General features: G+C 66.8%; 5 protein-coding genes. 1 reads left to right on the top strand and 4 read right to left on the bottom strand.

Annotation, left to right across the window (positions count from 1 at the left end; genetic code table 11):
* Positions 1 to 203 precede the first annotated feature (203 nt).
* Together ACTJJK_RS18405 and ACTJJK_RS18400 are read right to left on the bottom strand one after the other, a co-directional pair.
* A complete protein-coding gene (locus ACTJJK_RS18405; RefSeq protein ID WP_036149219.1) occupies positions 204 to 782 on the bottom strand; it encodes a response regulator transcription factor in 579 nt (192 codons plus the stop codon).
* A gap of 159 nt (positions 783 to 941) precedes the next feature.
* Entirely contained in the window at positions 942 to 3,530 is a 2,589-nt protein-coding gene (locus ACTJJK_RS18400) for a glycoside hydrolase family 3 N-terminal domain-containing protein (protein WP_440730903.1), read from the bottom strand.
* 134 nt (positions 3,531 to 3,664) lie between these two features.
* Here ACTJJK_RS18400 and ACTJJK_RS18395 point away from each other — a divergent pair, with 134 nt between their 5' ends.
* Positions 3,665 to 4,690 (top strand): LacI family DNA-binding transcriptional regulator, encoded by a 1,026-nt coding sequence (locus ACTJJK_RS18395; protein ID WP_031373134.1) that lies wholly within the window; start codon positions 3,665 to 3,667, stop codon positions 4,688 to 4,690.
* Positions 4,691 to 4,779: 89 nt separating this feature from the next.
* On the opposite strand, the gene ACTJJK_RS18390 is transcribed toward ACTJJK_RS18395, so the two are convergent.
* Entirely contained in the window at positions 4,780 to 6,342 is a 1,563-nt protein-coding gene (locus tag ACTJJK_RS18390) for a sodium/sugar symporter (RefSeq protein ID WP_223618811.1), read from the bottom strand.
* Between the two features lie 275 nt (positions 6,343 to 6,617).
* On the bottom strand, positions 6,618 to 9,296 hold the full coding sequence (locus ACTJJK_RS18385) for a TonB-dependent receptor (protein ID WP_440730902.1): 2,679 nt from the start codon (positions 9,294 to 9,296) through the stop codon (positions 6,618 to 6,620).
* Between the last annotated feature and the right edge of the window lie 236 nt (positions 9,297 to 9,532).

Below are 9,532 nucleotides of genomic sequence, written 5' to 3'. Positions count from 1 at the left end.
GTTACCTTTCTTTTGTTGCTTATGACAAAAGAAAGTAACCCGCCGCTTTAGTGGCGGAAGCTTTTGGCGTTTGATCCTGACCTTGACCTTGCTTGATCGCTTCGAAGCAAGACCATCACAGCGCGGTCGCGACTTGCGTCGCTCCTACCCTGGGCTCCAGCCGATGGCGTCGCAAGACTGATACGGCGCAGGCCACCCCAACCTCAAAACCCGATCAAACCGCGCTCCGGCCCCGGACGTTTACCCAGTTTTCGCTGCAAAGAGCGGCGATGCATCCCAAGCAAACGCGCGGTAGCGGAGATGTTGCCGCCGGTATCGGTCAGGGCCTGCTGGATGTGCTCCCACTCCATCCGCCGCAACGGCATCATCGTCTCCGGCGCGGGCAGCACCGGGGGCGTGTCGCACGACTCCAGTCCGAGCACGGCGAGGATGTTGGAGATGCTCGCCGGTTTGGGCAGATAGTCGTCGGCACCGCGCTTGATCGCGTCGACCGCGGTGGCGACGCTGGCGTACCCGGTCACCAGCACGATGCGCATGTCGGCGCGCAGCTCGCGCAAGGGACGGATCAGTTGCAGGCCGGATTCGTGTCCCAGTTTGAGGTCGATCAGGGCGAAGGCCGGCACTTGCCGCAGGGCCAGTTCCAGGGTTTCGGCGATGCTCGCCGCGGTGCGGGTTTCGACGCCGCGGCGGCCCAGGCTGCGCTGGAGGGTCGCGGCATAGGCCATGTCGTCGTCCACGATCAGGCCGCTGAGGAGCGGACGTGCACTGCTCGATGCGTTCATGCGCGGCATCCTAGTCGATGCCCGCGCGGCGGGCCTGCGGCAAACTGCCACAGGACAAACTGTCCAGGGTGTGGTGCCCCCCTCACCCCAACCCCTCTCCCGTGAACGGGAGAGGGGCTAAAGCGATGACGCGGGCGCCCACGATTGCGACGAGGCAGCTTATTGGCGCTTGCAGTCCGCGACCCGGTCGGCGTCGGTGCCATAGGCCACTTCGTGCAGGGTGATCGTCGTCCCGGCCGAGGCCTGCAGGCCGAACGGCACCTCGAGCTTGGCCATGTCGGCGCCGCCGGCACGCACGCATTTCAGGGGCACGCCGATGCGCAGCCACTGGCCGCGCGGCAGGCCGCGCAAGGTGTCGCCGAACGGTACCTTGGACCCGCACTTCGGCCCGCAGGCGGCGATCAGGTTCGTCTCGCCCGCGCCGACCGCGTCGACTTTGAGGTCGATCAGCAGCTGCACGTCGCCGTTGGTCTCGCGCACCAGTTCGACCGGCGTGTCGGCGACCCATTCCACCTTGGCATCGCCGTTCCATTGCAGGCGCCAGGCGTCTTCCTGCGCCTGGTAGTCGACCGCGGTGATCGCGAGCGCGCGATCCGCGGTCGCCAGCGGCGGCTTGCTCGCTTCGCCGTGCTTGCCCTGCGAATCGACGCGCAGGCGCCAGGCGCGCGGCAAGGCGCCGCGGCCGAGGAACTGCATCGAACGTTGATCGAGATCGGCCGTGCCCGGGTCCTCCGACAAGGCCGCGACCTCGCCGCCGCGCGCATAGCTCAGGCCATAGCCGAAGGCGAACTGCGGCGCATAGTCCTTGTCGCCGACATTCGTCACCTGCACCGCGGTCTTCGGCCACGAGTACGGCAACCTGCCCTTGAAGTCGTGGGCGATGCCGCCCTGGCCGTCGCGCAGCAGCACGTCGGCGATGCCGCCGCCTTCCGAACCCGGCAACCACGCAGCGACAAAGGCATCGGAGGCGTTGATCTCGCGATTGACCCACAGCGGCCGGCCCGACAGCAGCACGCTGACCACGGCGATGCCCTGCGATTTCAGGCGCTTGATCAGTTCGAGTTCCGGATTGCGGGTCGGCCGGAACGCGAGCGTGCGCAGGTCGCCCTGGAATTCGGCGTACGGGTCCTCGCCGTAGACGACGATGGCGACGTCGGGCTTGCTCTTGTACTGGCCGTCGACGGCGAGTTCGGCCTGGCCGCCCGCGGCCTGGATGCCCTCGCGCAGGCCCGACCAGATCGATTGCGCATTCGGGAAATCGGCCGGTTTCAGGCCGGTGCCCTGCCAGTTCAGGGTCCAGCCGCCGGACTGCTTGGCGATGTTGTCGGCGCCATCGCCGGCGACCAGGATGCGTTGCTGCGGCCGCAGCGGCAGCAGGCCGCCCTGGTTCTTCAGCAACACCAGCGACTCGCGCACCGCCTGACGCGCGACCGCGCGATGCTCGGGGCTGCCGAGCACCTCGAACTTGCCGCCGAGCGGGCGCTTGGACGGTGCGCCGGCTTCGAACAGGCCCAGACGCAGTTTGACCCGCAGGATGCGCGCCACCGCATCGTCTAGCCGCGCCATCGCGATCTCGCCGCTGCGCACTTGCTTGAGCGCATTGTCGTAATAGCCGCGCCAACTGTCGGGCGCCATCAGCATATCGACGCCGGCATTGAACGCCGCCGCGCAGTTCTCATTGCTGCAACCGGTCAGCTGCCCGTGCGCGTTCCAGTCGCCGACCACGAAGCCGTCGAAGCCCATGCGCTGCTTCAACACCTGGGTCAGCAACTCGCGGTTGCCGTGCATCTTCTGGCCCTGCCAACTCGAGAACGAGGCCATCACCGTCTGCGCGCCGGCTTCCAGCGCGGGCGGATAACCGGCGCCGTGCACGTCGCGCAGTTCGGCCTCGCCGATGTGGGCATCGCCCTGGTCGCGGCCCTCTAAAGTCCCGCCGTCGGCGAGGAAATGCTTGGCGGTGGCGATCACGTGCGCGCCGTCGAGGAATTGTTTGCTGCCGAGCTTGCCCTGCAGGCCTTCGATCGCCGCCGCGGCATAGCTGGCGACCACCCGCGGGTCTTCGGAATAGCCTTCGTAGGTGCGGCCCCAGCGATCGTCGCGCGGCACCGTCAGGGTCGGCGCGAAGGTCCACTCCATGCCGGTCGCGCGTACTTCCGCCGCGGTGGCCTCGCCGATGCGCCGGATCAGTTCGGGGTTGCGGGTCGCGCCCAAGCCGATGTTGTGCGGGAACAGGGTCGCGCCGATCAGATTATTGTGACCGTGCACCGCGTCGATGCCGAACAGGATGGGGATCGCGACCTTGCCGTCGCTGGCGTCTATCGATGCCGCATAGAAGCGGTCGGCGATGTCCAGCCACTCCTGCGGCGGCGCGTCGTAGCGCCCGCCGGGCTCGGAAATGCCGCCGGGTTCGGAGTTGCCGCCGGCCAGTACCGAGCCCAGATGGTACTTGCGCACATCCTCGGGCGTGGCGCTGTTGATGTCGGCCTGGACGATCTGGCCGACTTTTTCCTCTACGCTCATCTTCGCCATCAGCTCGGCGATGCGCCGCTCCAGCGCCTCGTCGCGCGGCAAGGGCGCCTTCAGCGCCGGCCAGTGGGCCGGATCGATCTTGGCTACGCCCTCGGCCGCGACGGCCAAGGCCGGCAACAAGGCGAGGGCGAGCGCGCACAGCCGCCAGCGCCCCCGCGAGCGGCACACTTGGATCGATGGAACCGCGGCGCGAACGCGTTCGCTCGTCGTTGCATTCATGGTTCACTCCTGTTGGGGCGATACGATGGGGCACGATCTGCGAATCCGTTCGTCGTCGTCGCGCGCAATAGATGAGTATTCGGCGCGCATTCTGGCAAAATGCGCAGAACACGCGGCAAGGGAAACGACCGGTCATGCGAGTACGCATCGAAGATGTAGCGGAAGCGGCGGGCGTGTCGATGAAGACCGTCTCGCGCGTACTCAACCAGGAACCGAACGTCAGCGAGGACACGCGCAAGCGCGTCGAAGCCGCCGCGCGCAAGTTGCAGTACCGCCCCAATCCCTCGGCGCGCAGCCTCGCCGGCCAGCGTTCGTTCCTGGTCGCGCTGCTCTACGACAACCCGTCGAGCAACTATCTGATGGAAGTGCAGGCCGGCATGCTCGATGCCTGCATCGCCCATCACTACAACCTGATGCTGGCGCCGGTGACCTACGGCGAACGCAAATTCGTCGCCCACGTCGACGAGATCATCCAGCACTCGCGCGCCGACGGTCTGGTGTTGACGCCGCCGCTGACCGATCACCCCGGCCTGATGAAGCGCCTCGGCCAGCTCGGCATTCCCTACGCCAACATCTCGCCGAAACTGCGCGGCGGCCGCATCGGCGTGGTCCTCGACGAAGAACGCGCGGTGCGCGAGATGATGGCCCACCTGGTCTCGCTGGGTCATCGCCGCATCGCCCACATCAAGGGCCATCCCGAACACGGCGCCAGCCAGTGGCGCTTGAACGGTTATCGCGACGGTCTTGCCGCGGCCGGCATCGCCTACGATCCCGAACTGGTGATCGACGGCGACTTCCACTACGACACCGGCGCGATCTGCGCCCAGCGTCTGTTGTTGATGGCGGATCGGCCGACCGCGATCTTCGCCGCCAACGACGACATGGCCGCGGGCACGATCCGCACCGCCAGCGAGATGGGCTTGTCGATTCCGGGCGACGTGTCGGTGTGCGGCTTCGACGACACGCCGATCGCGCGCCAGATCTATCCGCCGCTGACCACGGTGCGCCAGCCGACGCGCGAGATGGGCCGCCTGGCGACCCACGAGTTGTTCAAGCGCATCAAGGCGCCCGACGGCGGCCAGATGATCACCGCCGGCTACGAGCTGCAGTTGCGCCAGTCGACCGGTCCGATCGGCAAGGGCCGCACGCGCCGGCGCTGAGCCGGCGCACGGGCGATGCGCCGAGGCGATATGCGCGACGCGCGGCGCCCGCCGGGCTCGCGCGCTCGCACTTACCAGAACAGCCGCGCTCACCAGAACAGCGTGTACAGCGCGACCAGGATCGCCAGCACGGCGATCGCGGCGATGTTGAACGAAGGCGCGGTGGCAAAGCTCACGCCGTCGGTATGGATGCGGTCGCGACCGGCGCCGGACGGCGTCAGCAAGGACACCGCCACCGCCAGGATCGCCGCCAGTACGAACACCACGCCGACGCGGTTGACGAAGGGCAGCTCCGGCCAGGCTTGCTTGAGCACGATCGACAGCGCCAACGAGCCCACCGCCGCGGCGAGTGCGCCGGCTTCGTTGGCGCGCTTCCAGAACAGGCCGAGCACGAAGATCACCACGATGCCCGGGGTGAAGAAGCCGGTGTATTCCTGGATGTACTGGAAGCCCTGATCGAAGCTGCCTAGCAGCGGCCGCGCGGTCAGGATGCCGATCGCGATCGACACCGCCGCGGTGATGCGGCCGATCCGCACCAGCTTTCGCTCCGACGCATCCGGGCGGTGCTTGGCGTAGAAGTCGAGGGTGAAGATGGTCGCGACCGAATTGATCTTCGACGCCAGCGAGGCCACGATCGCCGCGATCAGGGCCGCGAACACCAGGCCCAGCGCGCCGGTCGGCAGCAGCGCCATCATCGCGGGGTAGGCATCGTCGTTGCGTTCCAGGCCCGGCGCCAGCATCACCGCGGCGATGCCCGGCAGCACCACGATGATCGGCAGCACCAGCTTCAGGATCGCGGCGAATACGATGCCTTTCTGCGCCTCGCGCAGGTCCTTGGCGGCCAGGGCGCGCTGGATGATGTACTGATTGAAACCCCAGTAGCTGACGTGCGCCACCCACAGGCCGCCGACCAATACGCCGATGCCGGGCAGATCCTTGTAGAAGGGGCTGTCCGGCGGCAGGATCATCTTGAAGTGCTCAGGATGCGTCGCCCACAAGGTCTTGAAGCCGGCGACGATGCCGGCGCCATCGCCGATCTTGCTCAGGGTCAGCCCGGCGACCAGCAAGCCGCCGAGCACCAGCAACGACACCTGCACGATGTCGGTCAACGCGACCGCCTTGAGCCCGCCGTACAGCTGATAGGCCAGGGCGAAACCGCCGAGCAGGCTCAGCGCCAGCATCTGGTCCATACCGGTCACCTGCACGATCGCCAGCGAACCGAGCCACAGGATCGAGGTCAGGTTGACGAATACGTACAGGCCGAGCCAGAACACCGCCATCAGGGTGCGGATGCGGGTGCCGTAACGTTCCTCGAGGAACTGCGGCATGGTGTAGATGCCGTTGCGCAGGAAGATCGGCAGGAAGAACTTGCCGACCACCAGCAAGGTCGCCGCCGCCATCCATTCATAAGACGCGATCGCCAGGCCGAGCGCATAGCCGGACCCGGACATGCCGATGATCTGCTCGGCGGAGATGTTGGCGGCGATCAGGGACGCGCCGATCGCCCACCACGGCAGCGCCTTGCTGGCGAGAAAGTAATCCTTTGCGGTTTTCTCGTGCCCGGGTTTCTCGCGCGAGACCCACTGCGCGAGAGCGAACACGCCGGCCAGGTAGACCAGGACGATGAGGGTGTCGAGCAGGGAGAGTTTCATGCGGTCCTATCTGTCCGGGGCGGTGTCTTCGCCGTTCTACGCGCTGCCGTGCGGCGCGGCCATGATCGCGGCCGCTGTTCATCGATGAATTCGATTGCAGTGGCTAAGTGTGCTGCGCGGGAGGCGGCGCGGCGGCGGGAAGATGGCGCACGGAAACTCGTCGAACGCCCCCCGATCTTCGCCCACGTCCGCTTCGAATCCCCTTCGCCCCGCCCGCACGCCGTGGAGGTTCGCGCGGAGCGGAGCGAGGGGCTTGGGACGCGGTACGACAGCCATCAGAAGTTCCAGCGCACCCGCACGCCGTAGCTGCGCGCATCGTTGAGGAAGCGCGTGTTGACGCCGGAGCCGACCAGGGCCTTCTGCGACACGTCCTTGTTGGTCAGGTTGCTGCCCCAAACCTCGACCCGCCAGGCGCCGTCGAGCGTGGTGAAACCGGCGCCGGCGTTGATCTGGGTAAAGCCCTTCTGCTCGTCGGGGAAGCCCGCGGTCGCCGAGTCTTCGATACGGTCGACGGTGCCGGCAGTGTCGCGCAGGAAGATCACGTCGCGGTCGTTGTACTGGGTCAGGAAGAACGACGAGCGATACGCAGCCAGCACCTGCCAGTCGAAGGTGCCGCGCGAGAACTCGATGGCCTGTTGCAAACGCGCATTGAAGGTGTATTTGGACGAGAGCGGCAGGTCGTTGCCGGACAGGTCGATCTGCGAGGTGATGCCGCCGTTGCCGAAGTCCTGGCTGCGCACGTCGGCGACGATGCCCTCCTTGATCTCGGTCTGCAGGTACAGCGCATTGAGGTCGAGGGTGAAACCGCCGCCGAAGCGCAGGCGGCTTTCGGCCTCGATGCCGTACAGCTCGGACTTGCCGACGTTGCGATTGACCAGGGCGAAACCGGTGGCCTCGCCGTCGGGGTTGAAGGCAATCACGCTGAGGTCCTGGAAGACCTGGTCGTCGTAGTCGTAGTAGAAGCCGCTGACGTTGAAGGTCGAAGTGCGGCCGAGGAACTCGAAGGAGTTCTTCGAGCCGATTTCGAACGCGGTCAGTTTCTCCGGCTTGTAGGTTTCCGGAATCACGTTGACGTCGAAGCTGTCGTTGAAACCGCCGGCCTTGTGGCCGGTGGAGACGGTCGCGTACAGCAGGTTGCGCTCGCTGAGGTCGTACTCGAAGCCCAGGCGCCAGTCGATGAAGTCGAATGCGCTCGAGCCGTGCTGCGCCGACGGCACGCCCAGCACGAGAAAGCTGTGCTGGCCGTTAGCCGGGCAGTTGACGGTGTTGCCGCCGGTGTCGGGGCGGTCGACGCAGGTGCCGTTCGGGCGGCTGCCATCGACGATGCCGGCGAGTTGTTGCTGCATGGTGTCGCGCGCGCCGGCCTGCAGGATGCCCTGCAGCAGGAAACGGGCGAGGTCGGCGTTGCTGGTCAGGCCGGTCACCTCGAACGAGGGCCGGTCGAGCAGGGTCGGCTTGAAGCCTTCGGTGCCGAGGCGGGTCTGGAACACGCCGCCGTCGCCGCCCAGGCCGATGGTCCAGTTGCCGCCGATGCCGTCGCGCGACTTGCGCTCGTCGGTGTAGCGCACGCCGCCCTTGACCCGCAGGCGCTCGTTGACATCGAAGGTGCCGTCGCCGAACGCCGCCCAGGACTTGCCGTCGACATCGGGCATGGTGAATTCGGTGCCCGAGTAGAACGCGCCCTTGTCGGCGAGGGCCATGAAACCGACCTGCTGCTTCTCGTGGAAATAGAAGCCGCCGGTGGTCCAGCGGAAGCGCGCATCGTCGTCGGACGACAGGCGCAGCTCATGGGTCTGCGACTGCGAGCGCGCCTGCAGGTAGTTGGTGCCGAAATTGTCGTAGTCGATGCCGCCCCAGGTCGCCGGCTCGCCCGGCGGACGTGCGCGCAGGTCGCGCCCCGGCCAGGTATTGCCGTCGGCGGCGGCGTTGATCTGGAAATAATCGACGTCGCGGTAGCTGCCGTTGTACTCCAAGGCGACGCCGCCGAAATCGTAGCGGACCGTGCCCTGGAAGCCCCACAGCTTGTTGTCGACCTTGCCCTGCACGCCGCGGTAGATGACATCGCGCATGTCGATGTCTTCGGACGTATAGCCTTCCTGCGCGGCGCGGAACAGGCCGGCGCCGGGATAACCGGTGCCGAGTTCGCGGCCGACGTCGAGCATCGCGAACACCGACAGCTTGTCGTCGGGTTCGTACAGGAACGACAGGCGTCCGGCGCTGTCGTCCTGGATGCCGGCCGGGTCGAGGTGCTGCCACAGGCCGACGTTCTTGAAGCCGGCGTGCTTCTCGACGTGATAACCGGCGAAGCGAAGCGCAGCGTATTCGCCCAGCGGGAAATTCAGCGCGGTCTCGTAGCCCTTCTGATCGCGGTTGCCGACCTCGCCCTGCACGTAGCCGCTGAACTGGCCGCCAAGCTCGGGCTTCTTGGTGACGATGTTGAGGGTACCGGCCAGCGCGTTGCGGCCGCGCAGCGTGCCTTGCGGGCCCTTGTTGATCTCGACGCGTTCGAGGTCGTAGAACATGCCGCCAAGGCCGCGCGGACGCGGGATGTAGGCGCCGTTGACGTGCGGCGCGGCGCCGGGGTCGCCGAGTTCGGTGTTGTTGGACGAACCCACGCCGCGGATGAAGACTTCGGTTGCGCCTTCCTGGTTGGCGATGCTCAGGCCCGGCACGGCGACCTGCATCTGGCGCAGTTCGTTGTTGATGCCCAGCCCGCGCAGATCGTCCTGCGACAGCGCCTGCGCGGTGCCGGCGTACTTCTGCAGGCTTTGCTCGCGGCGTTCGACGGTGACGATCACCGAATCCAGATCGGTCGCCTCTTTGCCCGATGCGGGCTGCGCATCGGCGGGCGTCGACGCGCTGTCCTGGGCGGCGGCATGGCCGGCCAACAACGCGGCGAAGATCGCGAAACTCAAGGTCGAACCGCGGACACGCTGGTGCATAGGCACGTTCATCAGGACATCCCCTCCCCGGGGCCGGCTGCGAGCCGATCGTGTTGTCTGTGGTGTGAGCGCGCCGGGCCGACAGGCCGGCGGCAGTGCGCAAAGCTTGTAGCGCGGCTATGACAGCGCTGTCAACTTGCGGACAGGATGCGGCAATGCAGCATGGTTGCATCGCACAACCGATCGCCGCGGCGAGGCCAGGACGACTGTCCCAAGGGAGCGTGATGCGGATCACGCGCAACGCGCAT

Origin of the sequence: Lysobacter sp. 22409 (genome assembly GCF_052045105.1) — a bacterium.
GTDB lineage: Bacteria > Pseudomonadota > Gammaproteobacteria > Xanthomonadales > Xanthomonadaceae > Lysobacter > Lysobacter antibioticus_B.
Note: the sequence above shows the minus strand (reverse complement) of the source record. Positions and strands in the feature narration are given on the sequence as shown.